Below are 24,968 nucleotides of genomic sequence, written 5' to 3'. Positions count from 1 at the left end.
GCCAGGCTTCCCACCACGATTAATGCATAAATGTTTTCCTTCCTAGTAAGCTTTGTCGCTTCCGCGTTGCTGACCTTGCTGGTCATCAAAGAAGTGCGCCTGCACGGGCGCGCGCTCGATACCGATTTCCATGGCGTGCAAAAAGTGCATGCCCACAGCGTTGCCCGCATCGGCGGGCTGTCGATTTTCCTGGCCGTCGGCTTGTCGGCCTGTATATCCGTGTGGCGCGTGCCCGCGATGACGACATGGATGCTGTCGCTGATGGCTTGCTCGGCGTGCGCATTTATCGGCGGTATTGTCGAGGATTACACGGGAAGAGTCAGCGCGGCGCGGCGCCTGATTCTGACGATGCTTGCCGCGCTGCTCGGCTATTATCTGCTGGATGCGCGCATCGACCGGATCGACTGGGTTGCCGACGCCTGGCCGTTGCCGTATATCTGGCTGACATTGCCGCTGACGGTGCTGGCCGTAGCGGGAATTGCCAACGCCATTAATATCATCGATGGCTTCAACGGCCTCGCCAGCGTTGTCACCATTTGCATGCTGCTGTCGCTCGGTTATGTTGCGCTGCAGGTCAACGACATGTTCGTGCTGGTGGCGGCGCTGATGGTGGCGGGCGCCACGGCGGGTTTCCTGATCTGGAACTATCCGGTCGGCCTGATCTTCCTCGGTGACGGTGGCGCCTACTTCATCGGTTTCATGCTGGGCGAGCTGGCATTACTGCTCGTAATGCGCAACCCGCAGGTGTCCACGTGGTACGCGGCATTGCTGCTGATCTACCCAGCATTTGAAACCTTGTTTTCCGTTTATCGCCGCATGTTTATCCGCGGTAAATCACCCGCCATGCCCGACGGTATTCATTTGCACAGCCTGATCTTCCGTCGGGTCGTGCAGTGGGCCGTGGGGCGCCGCGATGCACGGGCCTTGATGCGCCGCAATTCGCTGACGTCGCCGTATCTGTGGATGTTCTCGCTCATGGCCGTTATTCCCGCCACGGTATTCTGGAGCCACACCTGGGTGTTGATGCTTTTCTGCTGCCTGTTCGTTATCAGTTACGTGTGGTTATATGTCCGCATTGTGCGGTTTAAAGCGCCACGCTGGATGATCCGCCACAAAAGAAACTAGTATTTTCTGGAAGTTGGTGTATATTTCGGTCAGAATCACGTATCCAAACAAGCTTCAGTACTCAATATAAAGGAACATACGATGGATCTGTCGAATATGTCGGCTTCCGAATTGCGCCAACTGCAGGAGCAGATCGGCCGCGAACTGAAAAAGCGCGAAAGCCAGGACCTGCAAAAAGCGCGCGATCAGATATTCGCGATCGCCCAGCGCGTCGGTCTCCCGCTGAAAGACCTGATCGCCACCGGCGGTCGGGGCAAGGGCAGCACCGTCGCCGCGCGTTATCGCAATCCCGACGACACCACGCAACAATGGACCGGCCGTGGCCGCCAGCCGAAATGGGTCAAGGAATGGGTCGATGCGGGTAAGGCGATCGACGATCTGCGGATCTGATTATTCCGGGGACTGACATCCTCTGGGCCGCAAGGCGCCAGAGGTGTCTGTCCCCGACCGACTGGGTACGGGCGGGGCTTGCCTGATATCGGTATCGCACTTACTATACCGATGTTTCCAATCTTGAAAGCCCGCCGCGCACGCGGCCATGGCGCACCCACTCACATCTATGGTCTCCCTGTCCAAATCCATCTTCAAAGCTTACGATATCCGCGGCATCATCGATAAAACGCTGGATGCGGGCATTGCCCGCAAGATCGGCCACGCCTTCGGCCTGGCCGCAGCGGCGCGCGGCGAAAAGAGCGTCGTCATCGGCCGCGACGGCCGCCTGTCCGGCCCGGCCCTGGCGGCCGCACTGGCCGAAGGCTTGCAGTCCGCCGGTGTCGACGTGATCGACCTGGGAGTCGTGGCCACGCCGATGGTGTACTTCGGTACCAACGTGCTGGACACGAAGTCCGGCATCATGGTGACGGGCAGCCATAACCCGCCCGACTACAACGGCTTCAAGATGGTGCTGGCGGGCGAAGCGATCTACGGCGACGCCATCACGGGCCTGTACGAAAGCATCGGCCGCGACGAAGGCAAGTTCGCCGCGCAGCCGGGTGCCTACCGCACCCACGATATCCGCGCCGCCTACCTGGAACGCATCATCGGCGACGTGAAGGTGGTGCGCCCGATCAAGATCGCCGTCGATTGCGGCAACGGCGTCGCCGGCGCGTTCGCGGGCGACCTGTACCGCGGCATGGGCTGCGAAGTCATCGAGCTGTTCTGCGAAGTGGACGGCAACTTCCCGAACCACCACCCGGACCCGGCGCATCCGGAAAACCTGCAGGACCTGATCCGCTGCCTGCAGGAGACCGATGCCGAGATCGGCCTGGCATTCGACGGCGACGGCGACCGCCTGGGCCTCGTCACGAAGGACGGCCAGATCATCTACCCGGACCGGCAGATGATGCTGTTCGCGGCCGAGGTGCTGGCACGCAATCCGGGCGAACAGATCCTGTACGACGTCAAGTGCACGCGCCACCTGGCGCCGTACATCGAGCAGGCCGGTGGCAAGCCGCTGATGTACAAGACGGGCCACTCGCTGGTCAAGGCCAAGCTGAAGGAAACCGGTGCGCCGCTGGGCGGCGAAATGAGCGGCCACATCTTCTTCAAGGACCGCTGGTACGGCTTCGACGACGGCCTGTACGCCGGCGCGCGCATGCTGGAGATCCTGACCAAGGAACAGGACCCGTCGGCGCTGCTGAACGCGCTGCCGCAGTCGGACAGCACGCCGGAACTGCACCTGCACCTGCAGGAAGGCGAGAACTTCACGCTGATGGACAAGCTGCGCAGCGACGCCACCTTCCCCGGCAACCGCCAGATCATCACGATCGACGGCCTGCGCGTGGAGTACGAGGACGGCTTCGGCCTGGCCCGTTCGTCCAACACGACGCCCGTCATCGTCATGCGTTTCGAGGCCGAGACGCCGGAAGCGCTGGCACGCATCCAGGGCCAGTTCCGCGACGTGATCCTGGCCGCCAAGCCCGATGCCGAGCTGCCGTTCTGAGGCCCTGGTACTGACGCAGTAATGAACATCCTGCTGGTGCGCGTCTCCTCGCTGGGGGACGTGCTGCACAACCTGCCCATCGTGGCGGACATCCGCCGCCATTTCCCCGACGCGAACATCGACTGGGTGGTGGAGGAGGGCTATGTCAGCCTCGTGCGCCTGAATCCCCAGGTGCGCAACATCATCCCGTTCGCGCTGCGGCGCTGGCGCAAGAAGCTGGGCGACAAGGCCGTACGCGCCGAAGTCGGGCAGTTCTTCCGCACCCTGCGCCAGGTCGAATACGACTACGTGTTCGACACCCAGGGCCTGCTCAAGACGGGTGTCGTCATGGGCGCCGCCCGCGTCGTGCGCGGCGGCCAGAAGGTCGGCCTCGCCAACGGCAGCGAAGGCTCCGGCTACGAAGGCATCTCGCGCGTGTTCCATACGAAGAGTATCCCGCTCGATCCACGCACGCATGCGGTCGCGCGCGGCCGGCTCGTCGTTGCCGCCGCGCTGGGCTACCAGGTCGACAAGCCGGCGGACTTCGGCCTGCCCGAGGTGTCGCCGCACGATTCCAAGCCGGCCTGGATGCCGGCCGAGCCCTATGCGGTGTATTTCCACGGCACGGCACGCGACCCCAAGAAATGGGCACCCGCCAACTGGATCGAGCTGGGAGGAGCGCTGGCGCCGATGACCATCCTGCTGCCATGGGGTTCGGCCAAGGAAAAAGCGGAAGCCGAGGTGCTGGCCGCGGCACTGCCGAACGCCCGCGTGCTGCCGCAGCTGTCGATGGCGGATGCGGTGCTGCTGGCACGTCACGCCACGCTGGCCATCGGTGTCGATACGGGCCTGACGCACATCGCCGCCGCGTTCAGCCGGCCCGTCGTCGAGATCTACTGCGACTCGCCGCGCTGGAAAACGGAAGGCAACTGGTCGCCCCGCATCGTCAACCTGGGCGACAAGGGCGCGCCGCCCTCCGCGGCCGAGGTGATCGCCGCGGCCCGGCGCCTGCTTTCGTCGCAATGACCAGGCATCTCTACACGCTGGTGTGGTGGCTGGCGCTGCCGCTGGTGCTGCTGCGCCTTTGGCTGCGCGGCCGCCAGGAGCCCGGCTACCGCCGGCACTGGAACGAGCGCCTCGGCCTGTATGGCCGGCGCGCCGCCAACGACGAGCCGCTGACGATCTGGGTGCACGCCGTCTCGGTTGGCGAGACGCGCGCGGCCGAACCGCTGGTCGACGCGCTGCTCAGGCACTATCCGCGCGGCCGCATCGTCCTGACGCACATGACCCCCACGGGCCGCGCCACCGGCAAGGGGCTGTTCGGCAAGCATGGTGCGCGCGTGGTGCAGTCCTACCTGCCGTACGACATCCCGGCGCTGGTAGGGCGCTTCATCCGCCATTTCGAACCGCGCATCTGCATCCTGATGGAGACGGAGGTGTGGCCAAACCTGATCGCCGAAGCCAACCGGCGCAAGGTGCCCGTCGTGCTGGCCAATGCGCGCCTGTCGGAACGGTCGCTGCGCAAGGCGCGCAAACTCGGCAAGTTCATGCGCGATGCGGCGGCCGGCATCGGGCTGGTGGCCGCCCAGACGGAAGACGACGCCGCCCGCGTGCGCCAGCTGGGCGCGGCGAACGTCGCCGTCACCGGTTCCATCAAATTCGACGTCGTGGTGCCGCCGGCGCTGGTCACGCTGGGTACGCAGCTGCGCGGCCAGTTCGGCTTGGGCAGGCCCGTGCTGCTGTGCGCCAGCACCCGCGAAGGCGAGGAGGAGCCGATTCTCGATGCATTCCAGGCTGCGCTGGCGGCCGGCACGCTGCCGGCGGACACGTTGCTGCTGCTGGTACCGCGCCATCCGCAGCGCTTCGATGCGGTCGAGGCGATGGTCCGTGAACGCGCACTGCCCGTGCAGCGGCGCTCGCTGCTCGCTGGGGGCAACCGCATCGTCCCCGATACCCGCGTGGTGCTGGGCGATTCGATGGGCGAAATGTTTGCCTACTATGCCGCTTGCGACGTCGCCTTCATCGGCGGCAGCCTGGTGCCGCTGGGCGGCCAGAACCTGATCGAAGCTGCGGCGCTGGGCAAGCCCGTGCTGATCGGCCAGCACACATTCAATTTCGCCCAGGTGACGGAAGACGTGCTGGCCGCGGGCGGCGCCGCCCGGGTCACCGATGGGGCGGACCTGATGACGCAGGCCGGCCGCCTGCTGAACGACGCTCCAGCCCGCACGGCCATGGGCCAGCACGCGCTGGCGTTCGCCAACCAGCATCGCGGCGCCACCTCCCGCACGCTCGCTCTGCTGCCCGCGCTTGCCGAATGACGCCTGCAGGCCGCCTGGATCCAGGCTGGTCGGTTTTTTCATACTGACTAGTAGGATATATTGAGATTTTTTCTTAGGGGAAATCTCATGAGCATCTTCTTCCGAATTCTTCTGACCGTGCTGTTCTGGAGCGCGGGCCTGTTCGGGCTGTTCAATGTTGGCGCCGTCGTGGACGAGGTCCGGGCCCTCGGCCTGCCGCTCGAGCGGCTGGTGGCGGTCGCGACGATCGCGCTGCAGCTGGGTGGGTCGTTATTGGTGATCACCAATTTTGCCAATGCCGGTTGGCTGGGCGCCATGGCCCTGGCGCTGTTCACGCTGCTGACGATTCCTTTCGGCCATGCGTTCTGGACCTTTCCCGAGCCCCGCCGTACGGCCGAGCTGCACATCGCCCTGGAACACCTGACGGTGGTCGGTGGCCTGCTGATGGCCGCATACTATCTGCGGCGCGCATGAACGAGCATGGACGAAACCAAACGCGGCCGCGGCCGACCGAAGAAACTGGAGGCCAGCGAGGCGTTGCTGGCGGCCGGCAGGGACTTGCTGATCTCCCACGGGCTGCGGGTAACGGTCGATGCCATCGTCGGCAGGGCAAACGTCGCCAAGACGACGTTCTACACCTACTTCGCCGACAAGGAAGCGTTCATCGAAGCGGTCATGCTGAAGGAATCCGCCCGCACGATCACGCAGCAGGAATGCCTGCTATCCGAGGGCAGCGACCTGCACGACCTGCGCCGCGTGCTGGTACGTTTCGGCATCCGCTACCTGGCTTTCGCCAACGAGCATCGCCTGGCGGCGTGGGACCGGGTGATTTCTTCCGCATACGATATCTATCCCGAGCTGGCCGTCCGGCTGTACGAAGCGGGGCCGGGACGCGTGTATCGCATGCTGGCGGACATCCTGCGCGAGGCCGACCGCGCCGGCCAGTTGCGCATACCGGATGCGGCGCTGGCCGCCGAGGAGCTGACCGGCGTCTGGTATGGCAACACGGTGCTGCGCATCAACCTGAAAGTCCGAGCGCCGATGACCGAGGATGAAATCAGGGCGCGCGCCGAACGCGGCGTGGACCTGCTGTATCGCCTGTACGCATAGCGGCCCGGAAGATGAGGCAAACGTTCAGGGACAACGAAATTGTGAAATTGGGGACAGCCTCCAATTAAGCGCCCTGGCCGCGCGCCAGCGACATTGTCGTGTACAGGACCGGCAAGCCGTTGAGCCCTAATTGGGGACAGCCTCCGAATAGCCTTAATTGGGGACAGCCTCCGAATAGCCTTCACGAACGAAGTTGGAGGCTGTCCCCAATTCGTTTGCGAACGAAGTTGGAGGCTGTCCCCAATTCGTTTGGAGCGTGGGGATGGACCTGCTGTATCGCCAGTACGCATAGCGGCCCGGGAGATGGGGCAAACGTTCAGGGACGACGAGATTGGAGGCTGTCCCCGATTTGAAAATTGGGGACAGCCTCCAATTAAGCGCCTTGGCCGCGCGCCAGCGACATTGTCGTGTACAGCACCGGCAAGCCGTTGTACGCCTGCTCCACCGTGCCGGTCGGCTCGAACCCGGCACCGCGGTACATGGCCTGTGCGACATGGTTGGAGGCGGCAACATTGAGCCGCACGTCGCCCGGCAGGCGCGCCAGCATGGCTTGCAGCAGGCTGCGGCCCACCCCTTTGCCGCGGCAGGTCGGTGCGACGAACAGCGCCCGCAGCGTATCCTCCGAGCTGGCGGCAAAGCCGACGATGGCGCCGTAGCAGGTATAGACGATCGCATCGCATTGCGCGAACGCGGCCAGCCGCTCCTTGTCCTGTGCCAGTGGCAGCAGCGTGAAGCGGGTCGGTTCGAACTGGAATTCGTCCAGCTTGGCCGCGTCGTAGACGGCGGCGACGGCAGGAAAGTCTTCCGCGCGATAAGGACGGATGGCCTGCGCCGCCAACGTCAGTTCCACAATGCCGGCAGTTCCTGGGAGCGCCGCCGCAGCAGCTGCTTGGCTTCCTCATACTGCGGGTAGACGCGGCCGACGTGGGCCCAGAAGCGGGGACTGTGGTTCATTTCCAGGATGTGCGCCAGCTCGTGCGCGACGACGTAGTCGATCAACGGCAGCGAGAACTGCAGCAGCTTCCAGTTCAGGCGGATCATGCGCTGCACCGTGCAGGAACCCCAGCGCGTGTCCGCCGACGACAGCGTGAAGCCGGCGTACTGCACGCCCACGCGCGGCGCGTACAGGTCGAGGCGCTGCTGGAACAGGCCCTCGGCCTGCTGTTTGTACCAGTTGCGCACGCGCTCCTTCACGAGCAGCTCGGTGGCGCCCGGCACAAGGCCCATCGCCAGTTCCTGCGTGACCGGATTGAACTCCGTGCGGTTGCGCGCCGCGCCATACAGGCGCAGCGTGAGTTCGCCGCCCAGGTACGGCAGGCGGGCGCCGTCCTTCCATTCGACCGGCGGCTTCTCCAGCCGGGCGGCGCGGCGCTGGCGCCGGTCGTCCAGCTTCGTCATGATCCAGTTGCGTTTGGCCCGGATGGCATTCTCGATATCGGCGATGGTGCAGCGCTTCGGCGCCGTCACGCGCAGGCCGTCGTCGTCGATCATGAAGCCGATGGAATTCCGGCTGGAGCGGCGCAGCATGTACTCCAGCACGAACTCGCCCACCAGCATCTGGCGCTTGTCCAGGCCTGGCGTGGGCGGCACCACCACCGGATCGGGGCGGCGCAGCGGTACCGGAGGACGCAGCAGGTTCACGGTGGCGGGAGCGGGAACGGGAAAGGAAGAGGGTACGGCAGGGGCAGGCGCGGGGGAAGCAACGGGAACGGCGGAAGGGAAGGCGGCGGCAGGGGTGCCGCCGCCAAACAGGTCGAGCTGGGGAGCCTTGCCCCCTCTTGCGCCGCCGCCCTGTTCGTGGCCAGTTCGTCTAGCCAGCGTTGTAGGCGTGGGGCGAAATGACGCGCATTTCTGATTCGATCCACTGTTCCACCTGTTCCATCATGCTGTCGGGCGTATGCCCTTCCGGCGAGATCGGCTTGCCAACGGAAACCGTGATCTTGCCCGGATATTTGATAAACGAATTCTTCGGCCAGCATTCCCCGGAGTTGACGGCGATCGGTACGACCGGCGCGTTCGTCTCGATCGCGAGACGCGTGCCGCCGCTCTTGTACTTGCCGGCCTGGCCCACCGGAATGCGGGTTCCTTCCGGGAACATGATAATCCATTGGCCGTCTTTCAGGCGACGTTTGCCGTGCGCGACCACCATCCGGAACGCATTTTTTCCCTGTTTGCGGTCGATCGGGATCATCCGCAACAACGCGATGCCCCAGCCGAAGAACGGGATGTACAGGATTTCCTTCTTGAACACGAACACCAGGGGCCGTGGCAGGTTCGCCAGCAGGAAAATCGTCTCCCATGCCGACTGGTGCTTCGACAGGATAATTGCCGGGCTGTCCGGGAAATTCTCGAAGCCCTTGAACTCGTAGCGGATGCCGCAGATGACCTTCGCGCACCAGATCATGAAGACGTTCCAGCGCGAGGTGACCCAATAGCGCTTGTTGTACGGCAGCGGCGCCGCCAGCATGCAGACAAAGGACCAGACGATCGTGGCAAGCGCCATCACCACGGTAAACAACAGGGAACGCAGGAACAGGAAGGCTTTACGCAATCGGCTCTCCAGAGAGGATCAGTTGGCCGCCGCGGCAGGCGCGGCGGGTTGCTTCAGAATATGCTGCACGGTGGCGGCCAGGTCGGGGAAGACCTGGGTGCCGGGCGGCAGGCCGCCGGTGGCATGGGTTTTCTCGCCCTTGCCCGTCAGGACCAGGAACGGCACGCAGCCGCTGATGAACCCTGCCTGCAGGTCGCGCAGCGAGTCGCCCACCGTCGGCACGCCTTTCAGGCTGACCTGGTAGCGCTTCGAGATCTCCGCGAACATCCCGGGTTTCGGCTTGCGGCAGTCGCAGTTGTCGGCCGCCGCGTGCGGGCAGAAGAATACCGCGTCGATGTCCGCCCCCACCTGCAGCGCCAGCCGGTGCATCTTGGCGTGGATGGCGTTCAAGGTAGTGATGTCGAACAGCTGGCGCGCGATGCCCGACTGGTTGGACGCGATCACCACGCGGTAGCCGGCCTGGTTCAGGCGGGCGATCGCTTCCAGCGACCCGGGAATGGGTATCCACTCGTCGGGCGACTTGATGAAGTCCGGCGAATCGTGGTTGATCACGCCGTCGCGGTCCAGGACGATCAGCTTCGGATGCGGTGCTTGTGGCATCGATGACCCTTACGCCGCCAGCTTCGAGATGTCGGCGACGCGGTTCATCATGCCGTGCAGGACCGACAGCAGCGCCAGGCGATTGTTGCGCAGCGCGATGTCTTCGGCCATCACCATGACGTCGTTGAAGAACGCGTCGACGTCGTCGCGCAGTTGCGCCAGCGTCTTCAACGTGCCGGTGAAGTCGCCGGCGGCAAACGCCGCGTCCACTTCCGGCTGCACGCGCGTGACGGCGGCGGCCAGGTTCTTCTCCGCCGTGTCCTGCAGCAAAGCCGGATTGACGGTGCCGGCCTGCGCCAGCGCTTCCTCGTTCTTCTTGAGGATGTTGGTGATGCGTTTGTTGGCCGCGGCCAGCGAGCTCGATTCCGGCAGCGCGGCGAATGCCTGCACCGCTTCCAGGCGCTGCACGATGTCGTCCAGGCGGTCCGGATTCTGCGCCACGACGGCTTCGATCTCGTTCGGCGTGAAGCCGCGCTCGCGCAGGATGCCGCGCAGGCGGTCCATGAAGAACGCGGTGACTTCCACCGATGGGTCCTTGAAGTTGGCCACGCCGCCGAACTGCGCGACGGCATCCGCCAGCAGTTCCGAGAGCGCCAGCGGCAGGCGCTTCTCGATCAGCATGCGCAGCACGCCCAGCGCGTGGCGGCGCAGCGCGAACGGGTCCTTGTCGCCAGTCGGCTGCAGGCCGATGGCCCAGATGCCGACCAGCGTTTCCAGTTTGTCGGCCAGCGCCACGGCCGTGCCGGTGGCGGTCGAGGGCAGGGCGTCGCCGGCAAAGCGGGGCTGGTAGTGCTCGGAGGCGGCCAGCGCCACATCTTCCGCTTCGCCGTCATGACGGGCGTAGTACGTGCCCATGATGCCCTGCAGTTCCGGGAACTCGCCCACCATGTCGGTCAGCAGGTCGGCCTTCGACAGGCGCGCGGCCCGTTCGGCCAGCGCCACGTCGCCACCCAGGCGGGCCGCGATGGCCTTGGCCAGGCCTGTCACGCGTTCGCTGCGCTCGGCTTGCGTGCCCAGCTTGTTGTGGTAGACGACGTTCTTCAGCAGCGGCAGGCGCGATTCCAGCGTTTTCTTCTTGTCCTGTTCGAAGAAGAACTTGGCATCCGACAGGCGTGGACGCACCACGCGCTCGTTGCCGCCGATGATGGCCTGCGGCGTATCCGTGGCGATGTTCGAGACGATCAGGAAGCGCGAGCGCAGCTTGCCGTTCGCATCCGTCAGCGCGAAGTATTTCTGGTTCGTCTGCATCGTCAGGATCAGGCATTCCTGGGGCACGGCCAGGAACTCCTCCTCGAAATGGCATTCGTAGACGACGGGCCATTCCACCAGCGACGTCACTTCCTCCAGCAGCGCTTCCGGCATCAGCACCTGGTCGGCGCCGGCTTTTTCCAGCAGCGCGGCGCGGATCTGCTCCTTGCGCGCGTCGAACGACGGGATCACCTTGGCCTGTTCGACCAGCGTGGTGGCGTAGGCATCCGCATGGGACACCGTCACGGCGCGCTGGCCCGGGGCCGTCAGGAAGCGGTGGCCATCCGTCACGTTGGCGGCGGTCAGGCCCAGGAGGGTCAGTGGCAGCACCTGGTCGCCATACAGGGCGATCAGGCTGTGGGCGGGGCGCACGAACTGCACCGTGGCGCCGTCCGGACGCTGGTAGCTCATCACCTTCGGGATCGGCAGCTTTGCGACCGAGTCCTCCAGCGCCGCCTGCAGGCCGCTTTGCAGCGGGGCGCCCGGCGCGGTGTACGTGTAGAAGAAGCTTTCCGCTTTACCGTCCTGGGCCCGTTCCAGGTCCGCGACCTGCAGGTCGGGGAAGCCCAGCGCGGCCAGCTTCTTGGCCAGCGGCGCGGTCGGGTTGCCGTCCTTGTCCAGCGCCACCGTCACGGGCAGCACTTTCTCGCGGATCGACTTGTCCGGCGAGATGTCGCGCACATTGGTGATCGACACGGCCAGGCGGCGCGGCGTGGCGTAGGGGGTGGCGACGCTGTCGTCTTGCAGGAAGTCGCGCGCTTTCAGGCCGTTCACGATGCCGGCGGCAAAGGCTGCGCCCAGCTTGGACAGGGCCTTCGGCGGCAGTTCTTCGGTCAGCAGTTCAATCAGGAGAGTCTGGGTCATGGCGGTATTCATTCTGCGGTGGCGCTGCCCAGCATCGGGAAGCCGAGACGTTCGCGGGAGTCGTGGTAGGCTTGCGCGACGAGGCGCGACAGCGTGCGCACGCGGCCGATGTAGGCGGCACGCTCCGTGACGGAGATGGCGCCGCGCGCGTCCAGCATGTTGAAGCTGTGCGAGGCCTTCATGATCTGCTCGTAGGCCGGCAAGGTCAGCTGCAGTTCGACCAGGCGCTTCGCTTCCGCTTCATGGTTGGCGAACTGCGCGAACAGCAGCTCCGTGTTGGCGTGCTCGAAGTTGTAGGTGGACTGCTCCACTTCGTTCTGGTGGAACACGTCGCCGTACTTCAGCGTCTTTTTCACGCCGTGTTCTTTCCACTCGGTCCAGACCAGGTCGTACACGTTCTCGACGCCCTGCAGGTACATGGCCAGGCGCTCGATGCCGTAGGTGATCTCGCCCAGCACGGGCTTGCAATCGAGGCCGCCGACCTGCTGGAAGTACGTGAACTGCGTCACCTCCATGCCGTTCAGCCAGACTTCCCAGCCCAGGCCCCAGGCGCCCAGGGTCGGGCTTTCCCAGTCGTCTTCCACGAAGCGCACGTCGTTCTGCTTCAGGTCCAGGCCCAACGCGGCCAGCGATCCCAGATACAGGTCCAGGATGTTTTCCGGTGCGGGCTTCAGCACGACCTGGTACTGGTAGTAATGCTGCAGGCGGTTCGGGTTCTCGCCATAACGGCCATCCTTCGGGCGGCGCGACGGCTGCACGTAGGCGGCACGCCACGGCTCGGGGCCGATCGCGCGCAGGAAGGTACCCGTGTGGAAGGTGCCCGCGCCGACTTCCATGTCGTACGGCTGGAGCAGCGCGCAACCCTGCTTGTCCCAATAGGATTGCAGCGTCAGGATGATTTGTTGAAATGTGAGCATCGTATTTGGTCGGTGACGCGCGTGGGCGCGAGCGTATCGGTAGCAGGAATGCTAAAACGGCCCATTTTAGCGGTTTTTATAACAGACTAGTAGAGCACGGCCGCGAGGCCGCGGCGGATCACGCCGCGGCGGCCGCCCGCCGGCGCGACCACAGCCAGGCCGCGCCGATTGCCACGGCAGCCAGCGCCAGGATCAGGCGGTTCTGCAGGCCGATGTAGGGGGTGGTGCCCGTCATGCCTTGCACGCTGGCTGCCAGCACGCCCGGCTGGTACCAGGGCAGGCTGGCCTGCACGACGCCGCGGCCGTCGATGACGACGGTGGCGCCGGAGTTCGTCGCCATCAGCATCGGCCGGCCCGTTTCCAGGGTGCGCATCTGCGAGATCTGCAGGTGCTGCGGGATCGCCACGGACTCGCCATACCACGCCAGTTCGGAGACGTTCAGCAGCACCGTCGCATGCGCGCCGTTGTTCAGCTGCGCGGCGATCTCCTCGCCGAAGTTGTTCTCGTAGCAGATGTTCGGCAGCACGCGCTGGTCCTTCACCGGGAATGCCGGCTGCAGCGCGGGACCGCGCGTCTGGTCGCCCAGCGGAATCGACATCATGTCGGTGAACCAGCGGAAGCCGGGCGGAATGAATTCGCCGAACGGCACCAGGTGGTGCTTGTCGTAGCGGTACGGCTTGCCCAGCGCGGGCGCCAGGCCCATGATCGCGTTGGCATAGCGGGTCGGGCTGTCGGCCATCGGCATGCCCAGCACGATGGCGCTGCCGGTCTTGCGGGCGAAGCTGCCGTAGGCGTCCAGGTAGCCGGGCGGCAGCTGCTGCGGGAACAGCGGGATGCCCGTCTCGGGAATGGCGATCAGGTCGGCCGGGGCGGCCAGCACGGCCTGCTGGTAGTGATTCAGCGTCGCGGGCAGCTGGTTCGGGTCGAACTTGCGCGACAGCGGGATATTGCCCTGGATGAGGCGCACGGACAAAGGCCTGCCGACGGGGTGCGTCCACTCGATGTACTGCAGCGCGAAGCCGCCGATCCAGATGGCGGCGATGAGGCCGAGCGCGATCCAGCGGGTGCGGTGCATCAGCAGCAGCAAGGCGCCGGCGCTCATCGCCACCAGCCAGCCGATCCCGAATACGCCCAGTACCGGCGCGTAGCCGGCCAGCGGCGAGACGTTGTGGGCATAGCCGGACGACGCCCACGGGAAGCCCGTGAACAGCCAGCCGCGCGACCATTCGCTGGCGGCCCACAGCGCGGGGAATACCAGCAGGTTGGCGGCGGGCAGGGGCAGCGCCCACTTCTGGCGCAGCCAGCCGGCCAGGCCCATCGCGGCGGCGCAGTGGCCGCCCATGTACACGGCCAGCAGCGCGATGGCGACCCACGCCAGCGGCAGCGGCAGGCCGCCGAAACGGGAGATGGCGATGGTCAGCCAGTGCACGCCGGCCAGGCACCAGCCGAAGCCGAACGCCCAGCCCACCAGCGCGCCGGCCTTGACGGACTGGGCGCGCATGACCTGGTAGAACAGGATGGCAAGGGTCAGCAGCTGCAGCGGCCACCAGCCGAACGGGGCGAACGAGAACACGCTCGCCGCGCCCGCGAGGGCGGCGATGATCATGCGGCTGCGGGTGGAACGGGGTGGCGCGGACGGCTCGCCCGGGCGGGCGCGGCGCAGGCGCATCAGTCCTGCTCGTCGATGGCCGGGGGCAGCTTCTCGACCGTCAGGACGTGGATCTGGCGGGCATCGGCACGCAGCACTTCGAAGCGCAGGTTGTCGATGTCGAACACGTCGCCCTTGTGGGGCATGCGCGCCAGGTGTTTCGCCACCAGGCCGCCGATGGTATCGACGTCTTCATCCGACAGCTCGACGTCCAGCTCCTCGTTGAACTGGCTGATCTCGGTGAGCGCCTTGACGCGCCAGCGCGGGCCCAGCTGGCCCTCCTTGATGGAGATGATGTTGTCTTCTTCCTCGTCGAAGTCGTATTCGTCTTCGATGTCGCCCACGATCTGCTCCAGCACGTCCTCGATCGTGATCAGGCCGGCCACGCCGCTGTACTCGTCGACGACGATCGCCATGTGATTGTGATTCGCGCGGAAGTCGCGCAGCAGCACGTTCAGGCGCTTCGATTCGGGGATGAAGATGGCCGGGCGCAGCATGTCGCGCACGTCGAACGATTCCTCGGCGTAGTAGCGCAGCAGGTCTTTCGCCAGCAGGATGCCGACGACCTTGTCGCGCTCGCCTTCGATGGCGGGGAAGCGCGAGTGGGCCGTTTCCAGCACCAGTGGCATCCATTCCTCGATGGGCTTGGAGATGTCGATGACGTCCATCTGTGAACGGGGCACCATGATGTCGCGCGCGGACAGGTCCGAGACCTGGAACACGCCTTCGATCATCGACAGGGCGTCGGCGTCGATCAGGTTGCGTTCGTGGGCTTCGTGCAGGACTTCGAGCAGTTCCGAGCGGTTCTCGGGCTCAGGGGAAATCAGGGCGGTGAGTCGCTCGAGGAGCGATCGGTGTGGTTTAGCGTCATTCCTGACGCTACTAGAGTGCTCTTGCATAATAGGCGTGAGCCATTTGTTTCGAAGGGATATAGCATACACCAAACGGGCGGGCCGTTCCGTTTTTATCAGAAATGCACGATGTGTCATCGTGCCGTCATCCGCCGCGATTATGCTGGCCGCCGGGGAGGCGAGACGGTCGATGGACAGTTTGCATGCGGTGGCATATGGATCGGACCAGTGCGGGCTGGTATGCGGGTACCTGTTCGGCAGGACATCCCGGCCGCAGCCCGTCGGCGCGGCCGACGCCGTCGCATGGCTGCGCGGGCGCGCCGCCTGGCCCGACGAATTCGTCTGGCTGCATTTCAATCTCGCCAACACCGTCAGCGAGAAATGGCTGCGCGAGCACGTGGCGCTGGAGGACGAGTTCTACGACTGCCTGCATGCGGGCTCGCGCTCGACCCGCATCGAGCAGGCCGGCAATACGCTGGTGGCCGTCGTCAACGACGTGCTGCGCGACTTTTCGTTCGAGCCCTCCGATATCGCCAGCCTGGTGCTGTCGGTCGAGCGCCAGGTCGTCATCAGCGCGCGCCGCAGTCCCCTGCAATCGGTCGAACGGCTGCGCCAGGCGGTGCTGCGGGGTGAGCCGATGGCATCTTCCCTCGTGCTGCTGACACACCTGCTGCGCGACCAGGCCGACGTCCTGATCCGCATCGTGCGCGACGCCACCGGCCGGGTGGACGGCATCGAGGACAGCCTGCTGTCCGGTCAACTGAAGTACAAGCGCGCCGACCTGGGCGCGTTGCGGCGCGTGCTGGTGCGCTTGCAGCGGCTGCTGGCACCGGAGCCGGCGGCGCTGTTCCGCCTGTTGCAGCGCCCGCCAGGCTGGGTGCGCGACGCCGACCGCCAGGAGCTGCGCGAGGCCAGCGAGGAATTCGCCGTGGCGCTGAACGACATCGCCTCGCTGCAGGAGCGCATCAAGCTGCTGCAGGAGGAGATCGCGGCGCTCGTCAACGAGGCCAACAACCGCAGCCTGTACGTGCTGACGATCGTCACGGTGCTGGCGCTGCCGATCAATATCATCGCGGGTTTGCTGGGAATGAACGTGGGCGGCATCCCGCTGGCCGCGGATGCGGGCGGATTCTGGCTGATCGCGGGGATCGTGGCCGTGTTTACTGCAGTGGCGGGGTGGGTGGTGGTGCGCAAGCGTAGGGAGCTGGCGTAGCACACCGGTACGACTTGATGTCGCGGGGTCTGTCCCCGCAGGGGACTGCCCCCGAAGTTCTGGTGAATCCGTCGAAGCGCGGCCAAACTTCGGGGTCAGTCCCGCAGGGACAGACCCCAAGCCGAGCGGCGGAAAGAAACCGGGGTCAGTCCCGCAGGGACAGACCCCAAGCCGAGCCGCGGAAAGAAACCGGGGGCAGTCCCGCAGGGACAGCCCCAAGCCGGTGGCTACTTCTCCGCGGCGTAAGGATCGGCGTAGCCCAGCGCCTGCAGGATCTCCGTCTCGATGCCTTCCATCTCGTCCGCTTCGTCTTCGTCCTCATGGTCGTAGCCCTGCGCATGCAGCACGCCATGCACGACCAGGTGCGCCGTGTGCTCCTCGACCGTCTTGGACTGCTCGGCCGCCTCGCGCTGCAGCACGTCCGTGCAGAGGATGATGTCGGCACGCGTCGGCTCGTCATCAAGCATTTCCTCGCCTTCGTTGTAGGCGAACGTGAGCACGTTGGTGGCGTAGTCCTTGCCCCGGTACTCGCGGTTCAATGCCTGGCCTTCAGCCGCGTCGACGAAGCGGATCGTCAGCTCGGCCGGGGCGAACAGCGCGGCCTTGGCCCATGTGCGCAGCGCCGGACGCGTGATGATTTCCTGCAGGCGGGGATCGGCATACTGCACCGACAAGGTCAGCTTATTTTTTTCGGACATTACGGGCAGTGCTCTTGACGGGTTTCAGCAACGGGGCGATATCGGCCGTGCTCTGGTGGGCCGTATCGTAGGCGTCGACGATGCGCGCGACCAGCGGGTGGCGCACGACGTCTTCGCTGGAGAACTGGGAAAAGGCGATGCCGCGCACGTCGCGCAGCACCTGCACGGCGTCCACCAGGCCGCTCTTCTGGTGCTTGGCCAGGTCGACCTGCGTAACGTCGCCCGTGACGACAGCCTTGCTGCCGAAGCCGATCCGGGTCAGGAACATCTTCATCTGCTCGACGGTCGTGTTCTGCGCCTCGTCCAGGATGACGAACGCGTGGTTCAGCGTGCGTCCGCGCATATAGGCCAGCGGGGCGATCTCGATGACTTGCTTCTCGAACATCTTCATGGTGCGGTCGAAGCCCAGCAGGTCGTACAGCGCGTCGTACAGGGGGCGCAGGTAGGGATCGACCTTCTGCGCCAGGTCGCCCGGCAGGAAGCCCAGGCGCTCGCCCGCTTCGACGGCGGGGCGCGTCAGGATGATGCGCTTGACGGCATCGCGTTCGAGCGCATCGACGGCGCAAGCCACGGCCAGGTACGTCTTGCCGGTACCGGCCGGGCCGATGCCGAAACTGATGTCGTGTTCCAGGATGTTGCGCAGGTAGCGGATCTGGTGCGGCGTGCGGCCGCGCAGGTCGCTGCGGCGCGTCTTCAGCACGGGGCTGCTGATCTCCGGATCGTTGAACGGCGGCTCTTCCTCGTCGTCGCCATCGACGGGTGCCTGGCTGGTGCGCTGCTCGACCAGGCCCAGTTGCACCTCCTCCACGGGCACGGCCTTGTCGGCCACCGCGTAGAATTTTTCCAGGATCTGGACGGCGCGTTCAGCGTTGGTGCCGCTGACGATGAACTTCTCGCCACGGCGGAAGATCGTCACGTCGAGTGCCGCCGAGATCTGGCGCAGGTTCTCGTCGAGCGGGCCGCACAGGTTGGCCAGCCGCGTGTTGTCGAGCGGCTCGGGCGTGAAGTAATGGGGCTGGACTGGCGTTTTCGTTTTCAAAGGTACGGTAGATCCTTGATGGGTTAGGCCGGAATTGGCTCGACCAGCTCGCCGCGCAGCGAGTAGGCCAGGCTTTCCGTGATGCGGATGTCGACCATCTTGCCATGGAACTGCGCGGGCACGTCGCCACCGTCGAACAGCACCGTGCGGGTATTGCCGGCACGGCCCGTCAGTTCGCGGCCGCCGTTTTTCGACGGTCCCTCGACCAGTACGCGCAGCGTGCGGCCCACCATGGCTGCGCTGTGGCGACGCGTATTGGCGTCGACCAGTGCCTGCAGGCGCTGCAGGCGGGCCAGCTTCACGTCGTGGGGCGTGTCGTCGGCCAGGTTGGCGGCCGGCGTGCCGGGGCGCTTGCTGAAGATGAAACTGAAACTGTTGTCGAAATCGACATCCTCGATCAGCTTCATCATGGCGTCGAAATCCTCGTCCGTCTCGCCGGGGAAGCCGACGATGAAGTCCGACGCGATGGTGATGTCCGGGCGCACGGCCTTGACCTTGCGGATGATCGACTTGTATTCCAGCGCCGTATAGCCGCGCTTCATGGCGCCCAGGATACGGTCGGAGCCGTGCTGCGCCGGCAGGTACAGGTGGTCCGCCAGCTGCGGGATGCGCGCGTAGCAGTCGACCAGGCGCTGGGTGAATTCCTTCGGGTGGCTGGTGACGAAGCGGATCCGCTCGATGCCGGGGATGGCCGCCACGTATTCGATCAGCAGCGCGAAGTCGGCCAGGGTGCCGTCCTCCATCTCGCCGCGGAACGCGTTGACGTTCTGGCCCAGCAGCATGACTTCCTTGACGCCCTGGGCAGCCAGGCCCGCCACTTCCGTCAGCACGTCGTCGAACCGGCGCGACACTTCCTCGCCGCGCGTGTACGGCACCACGCAATAGCTGCAGTACTTGCTGCAGCCTTCCATGATCGACACGTACGCGAACGCCCCTTCCACGCGCGCCGGCGGCAGGTGGTCGAATTTTTCGATCTCGGGGAAGCTGATGTCCACCTGTGGCTTGCCGCTGTGGCGGCGCAGCTCGATCATCTGCGGCAGCCGGTGCAGCGTCTGCGGGCCGAACACCATGTCCACGTGCGGTGCACGCTTGACGATGGCATCGCCTTCCTGCGACGCGACGCAGCCGCCCACGCCGATCAGCAGGCTTGGCTTGGCCTGCTTCAGCTTCTTGAACGTGCCCAGGTCGGAAAACACCTTTTCCTGCGCTTTTTCACGCACGGAGCAGGTGTTGAGGAGAATGACGTCCGCGTCTTCCGGGGATTCGGTGCGCACCAGGCCATCGGTCGCGCCCAACAGGTCGGCCATCTTGTCCGAGTCGTACTCGTTCATCTGGCAACCGAAGGTCTTGATAAATACTTTTTTCTGCATCCACGGAGTTTACCGTAATTCCTTCCCCGTGGCTGCATCGGCGGGCCGCGCGGGGCGGCCGGCGCCTCAGGCGGTGCCGCTGCGGCTTTCGGCCACGACGGGCGCCGGCGGCGCCTTCACGGCACCGTAGCGATTGCGGATCCAGACCTGCAGCGGTGCAACCCAGCGTTCCTGCACGTATACGCACAGCAGCACCAACCCGGCCAGGTAGAACCAGTAGAGTGCAACGGACGGTTCCACGTCGCGGCCCTTGGCAACGATCGACGCAACGCGCCAGTCCGGGCTCAGGATCGCTCCCCTGACGAACTTTTCGGCCAACGTGAGGATCTGGAATATCGGGCCGTGCAGCAGGAACATCGGCAGCGACGCCGCTCCCAGGCGTTCGCCCCAGCGGATCACGCGAGGATTCGAGCTGGGCCGCACGCAGACACACAGCCAGATCACGGCAAGGCTGGCGGGATAGTACATGCCGTTGCGGATCAGGTGCAGGTGATGTTCGTGGTGATGCAGGTAGATGCCGAAAGCGGCGGTGACCAGGATGACGGCGCACAGCGCGAGGATCGGACGCTTCGCTTCGCCTTGTCCGGCGCGGGCATAATGGACACACAACATCATGCCGGCCAGGAAGAGTGGGAAGCGGACGATCGGATTGCGGTGCAGCAGCCCGTCCGTGAAGACGTCCGTCCGTCCCAGCAAGTCGGCGACGGCGCCGGGGATCGCGAACAGGACGCCAAGCACCACGAGCCCCACGACCGGGCCCTTCATGCGGTAGACCTTCGGGGCGATGACCGGGAATAACAGATAGTAGCAACCCAGCGCGGACAAGGACCACGACGGGTAGTTGAACGACATGTAGAACGGATTCCAGGCATTGAGCAGCAGCAGGTTCATGACCAGGCCGACCACGAACTCGGCATGGCTGATGATCCGTTCGCCAGTGCCGGACACTTCCGCGGGAACGGCAACCCCGCCCCGGGTGGCGATCACAAGGGCCAGGGGCAGCAACGACAGCATCAGGCCCACGATGTGCAGCGGGTACAGATTGGAGAAACGCGCCAGCAGGAAGTTGCGTCGGTCCAGCTTGCGGCCGTTTTTCTGCACGACATAAGCGTACGTCAACAGGAAGCCCGAAAGCACGAAAAACACACTGGTTGCCATGTTGCCAAGGCTGAGCGCCGACTGCAGCCACGTTCCCTTCAGCGGCCCATATCCCTTGAGTGTATGGAACAGTACGATGTACAGCGCCGCCAGGAAGCGCAGCCAGTTCAGCGTCGAGAAATTCTTTTTCTTCGGGGCGGCGGTCTCGTTGGTGGGGAGACCCGCTCCAGGCTCGATTTTTTCGATTTTCATTGTGCGCTCATATCCAGACAAGATTTCGACAGGGTGCGAAGGCACGACGGTGCCCTTCGGACTGTGGGCTCAGCGGACAGCGTGCTGCTGCGCAAGACCGCTGCTGCCGGCCCGGCCAAGCAGGGAGCGACCGGGTTGCCCTGGCGTAAGGACGCACCGGGCCGCACGGGCGTCGCAAGTAATCGATCGCAGGGCAAAGTAGTCAGGCTTCAACGTGGCGCATGACTGCGTAGCGCCGGCGGGAAGATGCGTCGACATGGCCTACTGTACAGGCCGCTTGTCGGGCAAACGTTAAAATTTTAGCACTTTTGCCGCCCGAAAGCCAAGCGACTTCCGCTGGTGTTGTCAAGTGCACCCATCAAGGAGAAGGGCGGAAACGGCTCGTCCATGAGCATTGCTCATGCATGAGAGGGGCGGTATGGAAGGGAAATCGCCGCCATCGCGGCAGTCCGTGTGGCAACTCGGCCTTGTTGTAACAATTTCCTGAAAGTTCTTTCGTGCGCCACTTGCGGATTGCGTGTGGTGAAATAGCATTGTTGTAAGATTTTTTGCGAAAGATTGATTTCGATTAATCATCGCCTTGCATCGCTTGGCTGGAGCGGGCTTGTTTGGGCATAGAATTTTGCTGTATTTGCAATTTTCATCCCGGAGGTCGCCGGCCCTTGCGCCAGAGGTTTGGCGTAACTCGTTCTGGAACTTATTGGGTAAAACCGAGTTCTCCTTAAGTTCGGAGCAGCACCATCAACCAACTATATAGACGAGGATCAATCATGGCACACCACGCTCTCGCTTCTCAAGAAAGCTACAACCCTAATCACCTGCTGGACATTCTGCTCGGCAAGATGCAACTGAAAAACGACGCGGCCCTGTCGCGCCTGCTCGAAGTGGCGCCACCGGTCATCAGCAAGATCCGCCACCACCGCCTGCCGGTCGGTGCCTCGCTGCTGATCCGCATGCATGAAGTCACCGGCATGAGCATTCGCGACCTGCGCGACCTGATGGGCGACCGTCGCACCAAATATCGCCTGTCGGATGCCCAAGGCCGCCCAAAGCCAGAGGACAAGCAGGCACAGCAAGCCCAACAGGCTCCTGCCCAACAGGCACAGAAGCCGGAAGGCGGCACCGGCGGCAATTACGCCCACTGATGAGTGCCAGACGGGAGGGGGACCGCCCCTCCTGCGATCACCTGCCGGTTCCGCCGCGCATCCGAGGCAATCCCGATTCACGGGCTTGCTTTTTTTTTGCCTGCGCGGCGCAGCTCAGGCCAACAGCGCCAGCGCAATCTCCTCATACTGCACTTCCGTCTCGCGCAGCAGATGGCGGCACGTGGCCTCGTCCAGGTGCAGGGCCTGCCAGGCCACGTCCGACAGCGGTGGCACCAGTTCCTCCTCCACTTGTGCCAGGTCGAGCGCATGGGCGATGACGTCCGCCACGTGGATGATCGTGGCAAGGAAGCCGGCCCCGGCCTGGTCGGGGCATGGTGGCCACCGATCGCCAGCCGCATCGTATCGGAGAAATTCCAGTGCTCGGCCAGTGCCAGGCCCGCCTCGACGTGATCGATGCCCAGCACCGTCCGTTCCGCCAGCAGCAGCGTACTGTCGTGCTGCGCCCGCCACGCCAGCACCCTTTCGTAGTGGCGCGGGAAACCGCTGACCAGCACCAGCCGTCCGATGTCGTGCAGCAGTCCGGCCGTGAATGCATAGTCCTGGTTGAAGCGCATGTGCCGCGCCAGGACCTTGGCACAGGCCGCGCTGCCGATCGAGTGGCGCCAGAACGCCTTGTGGTCGAAACCGGCGCATTTGCCCTCCGCGAAGCAACCGGTGACGGCGGCCGCCGTGATCAGGTTGCGCGTCGTTTCGAAGCCCAGGTAGGTGATCGCCTGCTGGATCGTCGTTACCTTGACCTGGAAGCCGTAGGCGGAGGAATTCGCCAGCCGCAGCGTCTTGGCCGTCAGTGCCTGGTCGTGCGACACTTTGCGGGCCAGCAGTCCGATATCGACGTCCTCCTGGTCGATGCTGTTGAGCAGTTCCATGACGACGGCCGGCAGCGACGGCAGGTCACCCAGGCCCTCGACGACCTCGTCGTAAGTGAGCGCCGCGTTCATGGCGTGGTATCGGTACGATAGTCGTGCACGAGACGTTGCAGCAACGCCCGGGATGGACCCGGTTCGGCGTCGGCGTCGCCGCCCGGTGGGCGAAACAGGTAGTCGACGCGTTCGCGCTGGTGTTCGTGCAGTGCGGCCAGCTCCGCCGGATCGACGGTCGCGACGATCGGCAACACGTCGATGCCGTGGCGCGGCATCAGGGCCAGCAAGGCCTCGGTCAGTACCGTGCCCTCCGGCAGCAACACATGGCCATGCATGTCGAGCAACTCGTCCGATAACGTCATGCCGGGTTGCACCTGCGCCAGCGGGATGGGTCGATAGCTGCCTGTCATGGTGGCCTCCTGTACCTGGGATGGTAGCACCGGTTGCGTTTGCGCGACGCTGGCAACAGTGACAGCACCGTGTCGAAAGCGGTTTGGTGTTGCCAATGTGCATCTATTGGCATACATTAAAGCACCATTTCAGGAGAATCGGATGTTTGGAATCCAGGCGCGGCTGACTTTCCTGTTCGTCGTCATCGTCACCGTCGTGCTGGGGATCTCCGGCAGCTACGCCCAATACACGCTTGCCCACGAGCTCGAGGTCAACAACCAGCGCCTGCGCGACGGCGTGCTGACGCGCCTGCAGACCAGCCTGCCCTCGGCGCTGTGGGACCTCGACAAGACCAAGGTCGACAATATCGTCGCGGCCGAGATGCTGCCGCCCGAACTGGTGGCGATCCGCGTCTACGACACGTCCGTCGGCCTGTTCTCTGGCAAGCGGCGCCATCCCGACGGCAAGGTGGGCAACGTGGGGGGCAACGACGACGTGGCGGGCACGCCCGTCGTGGCCGACCTGGCCTACCGCGAAACGGACCAGGGCGCGCGGCCCGTGATCGTGGGCCGCGTCGTCGTCAACTTCAGCCGCGACCAGATCGATGCCAGGCTGGCCGCCGAGATCCGGCGCAAGGTCAGCGAAGCCCTGCTGCTGGACCTGATCCTCGTGGTGGCGTTGGCGCTGTCGCTGCGCATCGTGTTCGACCCGTTGAAGCGCTTGCGCGACGGCCTGTTCGAACTGGCTACGCGCGGCAGCGACGAAGTGGAGGAGCTGCCGGAAAAGCGCCGCGACGAGCTGGGGGACGTGATCCGTGGCTTCAACGCGATCCAGCGGCGCGTCAAGTCCATCATCCTGCGCACGCGCGAAGCGGAGGACGAGGCGCGCCGCGCGGCCCAGGAAACGGCGCAGGCGCTGCACGACCTGCGCCAGGCGCAGGAGTCGCTGCTGCAGGCGGAGCGCCTGGCATCGCTGGGCAGCCTCGTGGCCGGGGTCGCGCACGAGATCAACACGCCGGTCGGCATCGCGTTGACCAGCGCTTCGGTACTGAAGGAAGCCACCGAGGAGATCCACGCGGCCGTGACGGCGGGAGCGGTGCGCAAATCCGAGATCCTCAAGTACATCGGCACGGCCGGCGAAAGCGCGCGCCTGATCATGAACAACGCCTACCGGGCGGCGCACCTGATCCACAGCTTCAAGCAGATCGCCGTCGACCAGGTCAGCGAGGCGCGACGCCGGTTCGAACTGCGCGAATACATCGGCGAAGTGGTCTCGAGCCTGCAGCCGCGCCTGAAGAAGACGCGGCTGGCGGTGTCGATCGACTGCCCGGCCGATGTCACCCTCGACAGCTATCCGGGCGCGCTGGCGCAGGTCATCACGAACCTGACGCTCAATTGCGTCGACCACGCGTTCGCGCCCGACCAGGAAGGCACCATCGACATCCGCGTACGGCCCGACGGCGACTGGGTCGAAGTGGCGGTAAGCGACAACGGCCGCGGCATCCCCGCGGACCTGATCGACAAGGTGTTCGACCCGTTCGTCACCACGCGGCGCGGGCAGGGCGGTACGGGCCTGGGCCTGAACATCGTCTACAACCTGGTCGTCAAGCAGTTTGCCGGGACGATCTCCGTCAGCAGCGTGGAAGGGCAGGGCGCCAGCTTCGTCCTGCGCATGCCGCGCGTCGCGCCGGGCGAGGGCAGCGTGGACGGCCCGCTGCACGGTTGAACGGGCACGAGCCGGGCGCCCGGGT

General features: G+C 65.0%; 24 protein-coding genes. 10 read left to right on the top strand and 14 right to left on the bottom strand.

Annotated features, from left to right (window positions below; translation table 11 throughout):
* Positions 1-30: 30 nt before the first annotated feature.
* From PX653_RS17105 to PX653_RS17075, 7 genes are all read left to right on the top strand, one after another.
* On the top strand, positions 31-1,125 hold the full coding sequence (locus PX653_RS17105; RefSeq protein WP_277413962.1) for an MraY family glycosyltransferase: 1,095 nt from the start codon (positions 31-33) through the stop codon (positions 1,123-1,125).
* Positions 1,126-1,206: 81 nt separating this feature from the next.
* The gene (locus tag PX653_RS17100) at positions 1,207-1,515 is read left to right on the top strand and encodes an H-NS histone family protein (protein ID WP_277413961.1); all 309 of its coding nucleotides are present in this window, start codon (positions 1,207-1,209) and stop codon (positions 1,513-1,515) included.
* A 169-nt stretch (positions 1,516-1,684) separates the two neighbouring features.
* A complete protein-coding gene (locus PX653_RS17095; protein ID WP_277418590.1) occupies positions 1,685-3,067 on the top strand; it encodes a phosphomannomutase/phosphoglucomutase in 1,383 nt (460 codons plus the stop codon).
* Positions 3,068-3,088: 21 nt separating this feature from the next.
* The gene (waaC, locus tag PX653_RS17090; RefSeq protein WP_277413960.1) at positions 3,089-4,072 is read left to right on the top strand and encodes a lipopolysaccharide heptosyltransferase I; all 984 of its coding nucleotides are present in this window, start codon (positions 3,089-3,091) and stop codon (positions 4,070-4,072) included.
* Positions 4,069-5,364 (top strand): lipid IV(A) 3-deoxy-D-manno-octulosonic acid transferase, encoded by a 1,296-nt coding sequence (gene waaA, locus PX653_RS17085; protein WP_277413959.1) that lies wholly within the window; start codon positions 4,069-4,071, stop codon positions 5,362-5,364. The genes waaC and waaA overlap by 4 nt, the downstream gene beginning before the upstream one ends.
* 87 nt (positions 5,365-5,451) lie before the next feature.
* Complete coding sequence (locus tag PX653_RS17080; RefSeq protein ID WP_277413958.1) at positions 5,452-5,817, top strand: DoxX family protein; 366 nt, start codon at positions 5,452-5,454, stop codon at positions 5,815-5,817.
* A gap of 6 nt (positions 5,818-5,823) precedes the next feature.
* A complete protein-coding gene (locus PX653_RS17075; protein WP_277413957.1) occupies positions 5,824-6,453 on the top strand; it encodes a TetR/AcrR family transcriptional regulator in 630 nt (209 codons plus the stop codon).
* Between the two features lie 373 nt (positions 6,454-6,826).
* On the opposite strand, the gene PX653_RS17070 is transcribed toward PX653_RS17075, so the two are convergent.
* From PX653_RS17070 to PX653_RS17035, 8 genes are all read right to left on the bottom strand, one after another.
* The gene (locus PX653_RS17070) at positions 6,827-7,303 is read right to left on the bottom strand and encodes a GNAT family N-acetyltransferase (protein ID WP_277413956.1); all 477 of its coding nucleotides are present in this window, start codon (positions 7,301-7,303) and stop codon (positions 6,827-6,829) included.
* On the bottom strand, positions 7,294-8,094 hold the full coding sequence (locus PX653_RS17065; protein ID WP_277413955.1) for a M48 family metallopeptidase: 801 nt from the start codon (positions 8,092-8,094) through the stop codon (positions 7,294-7,296). The genes PX653_RS17070 and PX653_RS17065 overlap by 10 nt, the downstream gene beginning before the upstream one ends.
* A gap of 169 nt (positions 8,095-8,263) precedes the next feature.
* Positions 8,264-9,004 carry a lysophospholipid acyltransferase family protein gene (locus PX653_RS17060; RefSeq protein WP_277413954.1) on the bottom strand — a complete coding sequence of 247 codons (741 nt, stop codon included), beginning with the start codon at positions 9,002-9,004 and terminating at the stop codon, positions 8,264-8,266.
* A gap of 18 nt (positions 9,005-9,022) precedes the next feature.
* Positions 9,023-9,604: a D-glycero-beta-D-manno-heptose 1,7-bisphosphate 7-phosphatase gene (gene gmhB / locus PX653_RS17055; protein ID WP_277413953.1), complete on the bottom strand. Its 582-nt coding sequence runs from the start codon at positions 9,602-9,604 to the stop codon at positions 9,023-9,025.
* A gap of 9 nt (positions 9,605-9,613) precedes the next feature.
* Positions 9,614-11,716: a glycine--tRNA ligase subunit beta gene (glyS, locus tag PX653_RS17050; RefSeq protein WP_277413952.1), complete on the bottom strand. Its 2,103-nt coding sequence runs from the start codon at positions 11,714-11,716 to the stop codon at positions 9,614-9,616.
* Positions 11,717-11,724: 8 nt separating this feature from the next.
* Entirely contained in the window at positions 11,725-12,633 is a 909-nt protein-coding gene (glyQ, locus tag PX653_RS17045) for a glycine--tRNA ligase subunit alpha (protein ID WP_277413951.1), read from the bottom strand.
* A 118-nt stretch (positions 12,634-12,751) separates the two neighbouring features.
* A complete protein-coding gene (gene lnt / locus PX653_RS17040) occupies positions 12,752-14,302 on the bottom strand; it encodes an apolipoprotein N-acyltransferase (protein WP_277413950.1) in 1,551 nt (516 codons plus the stop codon).
* On the bottom strand, positions 14,302-15,180 hold the full coding sequence (locus tag PX653_RS17035; RefSeq protein WP_277413949.1) for a CorC family transporter: 879 nt from the start codon (positions 15,178-15,180) through the stop codon (positions 14,302-14,304). Before PX653_RS17035 ends, lnt begins: the two co-directional genes overlap by 1 nt.
* Before the next feature lie 142 nt (positions 15,181-15,322).
* Between PX653_RS17035 and PX653_RS17030 the strand changes: the two genes are divergently transcribed.
* A complete protein-coding gene (locus tag PX653_RS17030) occupies positions 15,323-16,345 on the top strand; it encodes a transporter (RefSeq protein WP_277413948.1) in 1,023 nt (340 codons plus the stop codon).
* A 227-nt stretch (positions 16,346-16,572) separates the two neighbouring features.
* Here the strand turns inward: PX653_RS17030 and ybeY are convergent, their stop codons facing one another.
* The 4 genes from ybeY to PX653_RS17010 all read right to left on the bottom strand — a co-directional run bounded on the left by ybeY (position 16,573) and on the right by PX653_RS17010 (position 20,847).
* The gene (gene ybeY / locus PX653_RS17025; RefSeq protein WP_277413947.1) at positions 16,573-17,043 is read right to left on the bottom strand and encodes an rRNA maturation RNase YbeY; all 471 of its coding nucleotides are present in this window, start codon (positions 17,041-17,043) and stop codon (positions 16,573-16,575) included.
* Entirely contained in the window at positions 17,027-18,082 is a 1,056-nt protein-coding gene (locus PX653_RS17020) for a PhoH family protein (RefSeq protein WP_277413946.1), read from the bottom strand. Before PX653_RS17020 ends, ybeY begins: the two co-directional genes overlap by 17 nt.
* Positions 18,083-18,105: 23 nt before the next feature.
* On the bottom strand, positions 18,106-19,452 hold the full coding sequence (gene miaB / locus PX653_RS17015) for a tRNA (N6-isopentenyl adenosine(37)-C2)-methylthiotransferase MiaB (protein WP_277413945.1): 1,347 nt from the start codon (positions 19,450-19,452) through the stop codon (positions 18,106-18,108).
* 66 nt (positions 19,453-19,518) lie between these two features.
* Positions 19,519-20,847 carry an acyltransferase family protein gene (locus PX653_RS17010; RefSeq protein WP_277413944.1) on the bottom strand — a complete coding sequence of 443 codons (1,329 nt, stop codon included), beginning with the start codon at positions 20,845-20,847 and terminating at the stop codon, positions 19,519-19,521.
* Positions 20,848-21,572: 725 nt separating this feature from the next.
* On the opposite strand from PX653_RS17010, the gene PX653_RS17005 reads away from it, so the two are divergent.
* Complete coding sequence (locus PX653_RS17005) at positions 21,573-21,947, top strand: hypothetical protein (protein WP_107140668.1); 375 nt, start codon at positions 21,573-21,575, stop codon at positions 21,945-21,947.
* A gap of 77 nt (positions 21,948-22,024) precedes the next feature.
* On the opposite strand, the gene PX653_RS17000 is transcribed toward PX653_RS17005, so the two are convergent.
* Together PX653_RS17000 and PX653_RS16995 are read right to left on the bottom strand one after the other, a co-directional pair.
* Positions 22,025-22,906 (bottom strand): HDOD domain-containing protein, encoded by an 882-nt coding sequence (locus PX653_RS17000; RefSeq protein WP_277413943.1) that lies wholly within the window; start codon positions 22,904-22,906, stop codon positions 22,025-22,027.
* Complete coding sequence (locus tag PX653_RS16995; protein ID WP_277413942.1) at positions 22,903-23,238, bottom strand: hypothetical protein; 336 nt, start codon at positions 23,236-23,238, stop codon at positions 22,903-22,905. Before PX653_RS16995 ends, PX653_RS17000 begins: the two co-directional genes overlap by 4 nt.
* Before the next feature lie 142 nt (positions 23,239-23,380).
* Between PX653_RS16995 and PX653_RS16990 the strand changes: the two genes are divergently transcribed.
* A complete protein-coding gene (locus tag PX653_RS16990; RefSeq protein WP_277413941.1) occupies positions 23,381-24,943 on the top strand; it encodes a sensor histidine kinase in 1,563 nt (520 codons plus the stop codon).
* Positions 24,944-24,968: the final 25 nt, after the last annotated feature.

The organism is Pseudoduganella chitinolytica, assembly GCF_029028125.1.
GTDB lineage: Bacteria > Pseudomonadota > Gammaproteobacteria > Burkholderiales > Burkholderiaceae_D > Rugamonas > Rugamonas chitinolytica.
This window is presented reverse-complemented; position numbering and strand designations above follow the sequence as displayed.

What these genes read in the sequence shown, in the direction of transcription:
- PX653_RS17095 (WP_277418590.1), top strand. Translation starts at nt 1,685, where the DNA reads ATGGTCTCCCTGTCCAAATCCATCTTCAAAGCTTACGATATCCGCGGC.
- glyQ (WP_277413951.1), bottom strand. Translation starts at nt 12,633, where the DNA reads ATGCTCACATTTCAACAAATCATCCTGACGCTGCAATCCTATTGGGAC.
- glyS (WP_277413952.1), bottom strand. Translation starts at nt 11,716, where the DNA reads ATGACCCAGACTCTCCTGATTGAACTGCTGACCGAAGAACTGCCGCCG.
- PX653_RS17000 (WP_277413943.1), bottom strand. Translation starts at nt 22,906, where the DNA reads ATGAACGCGGCGCTCACTTACGACGAGGTCGTCGAGGGCCTGGGTGAC.
- PX653_RS16995 (WP_277413942.1), bottom strand. Translation starts at nt 23,238, where the DNA reads ATGACAGGCAGCTATCGACCCATCCCGCTGGCGCAGGTGCAACCCGGC.
- PX653_RS17080 (WP_277413958.1), top strand. Translation starts at nt 5,452, where the DNA reads ATGAGCATCTTCTTCCGAATTCTTCTGACCGTGCTGTTCTGGAGCGCG.
- PX653_RS17100 (WP_277413961.1), top strand. Translation starts at nt 1,207, where the DNA reads ATGGATCTGTCGAATATGTCGGCTTCCGAATTGCGCCAACTGCAGGAG.
- PX653_RS16990 (WP_277413941.1), top strand. Translation starts at nt 23,381, where the DNA reads ATGTTTGGAATCCAGGCGCGGCTGACTTTCCTGTTCGTCGTCATCGTC.
- miaB (WP_277413945.1), bottom strand. Translation starts at nt 19,452, where the DNA reads ATGCAGAAAAAAGTATTTATCAAGACCTTCGGTTGCCAGATGAACGAG.
- PX653_RS17030 (WP_277413948.1), top strand. Translation starts at nt 15,323, where the DNA reads ATGGACAGTTTGCATGCGGTGGCATATGGATCGGACCAGTGCGGGCTG.
- gmhB (WP_277413953.1), bottom strand. Translation starts at nt 9,604, where the DNA reads ATGCCACAAGCACCGCATCCGAAGCTGATCGTCCTGGACCGCGACGGC.
- PX653_RS17035 (WP_277413949.1), bottom strand. Translation starts at nt 15,180, where the DNA reads ATGCAAGAGCACTCTAGTAGCGTCAGGAATGACGCTAAACCACACCGA.
- ybeY (WP_277413947.1), bottom strand. Translation starts at nt 17,043, where the DNA reads ATGTCCGAAAAAAATAAGCTGACCTTGTCGGTGCAGTATGCCGATCCC.
- PX653_RS17075 (WP_277413957.1), top strand. Translation starts at nt 5,824, where the DNA reads ATGGACGAAACCAAACGCGGCCGCGGCCGACCGAAGAAACTGGAGGCC.
- waaA (WP_277413959.1), top strand. Translation starts at nt 4,069, where the DNA reads ATGACCAGGCATCTCTACACGCTGGTGTGGTGGCTGGCGCTGCCGCTG.
- waaC (WP_277413960.1), top strand. Translation starts at nt 3,089, where the DNA reads ATGAACATCCTGCTGGTGCGCGTCTCCTCGCTGGGGGACGTGCTGCAC.
- PX653_RS17005 (WP_107140668.1), top strand. Translation starts at nt 21,573, where the DNA reads ATGGCACACCACGCTCTCGCTTCTCAAGAAAGCTACAACCCTAATCAC.
- PX653_RS17105 (WP_277413962.1), top strand. Translation starts at nt 31, where the DNA reads ATGTTTTCCTTCCTAGTAAGCTTTGTCGCTTCCGCGTTGCTGACCTTG.
- lnt (WP_277413950.1), bottom strand. Translation starts at nt 14,302, where the DNA reads ATGCGCCTGCGCCGCGCCCGCCCGGGCGAGCCGTCCGCGCCACCCCGT.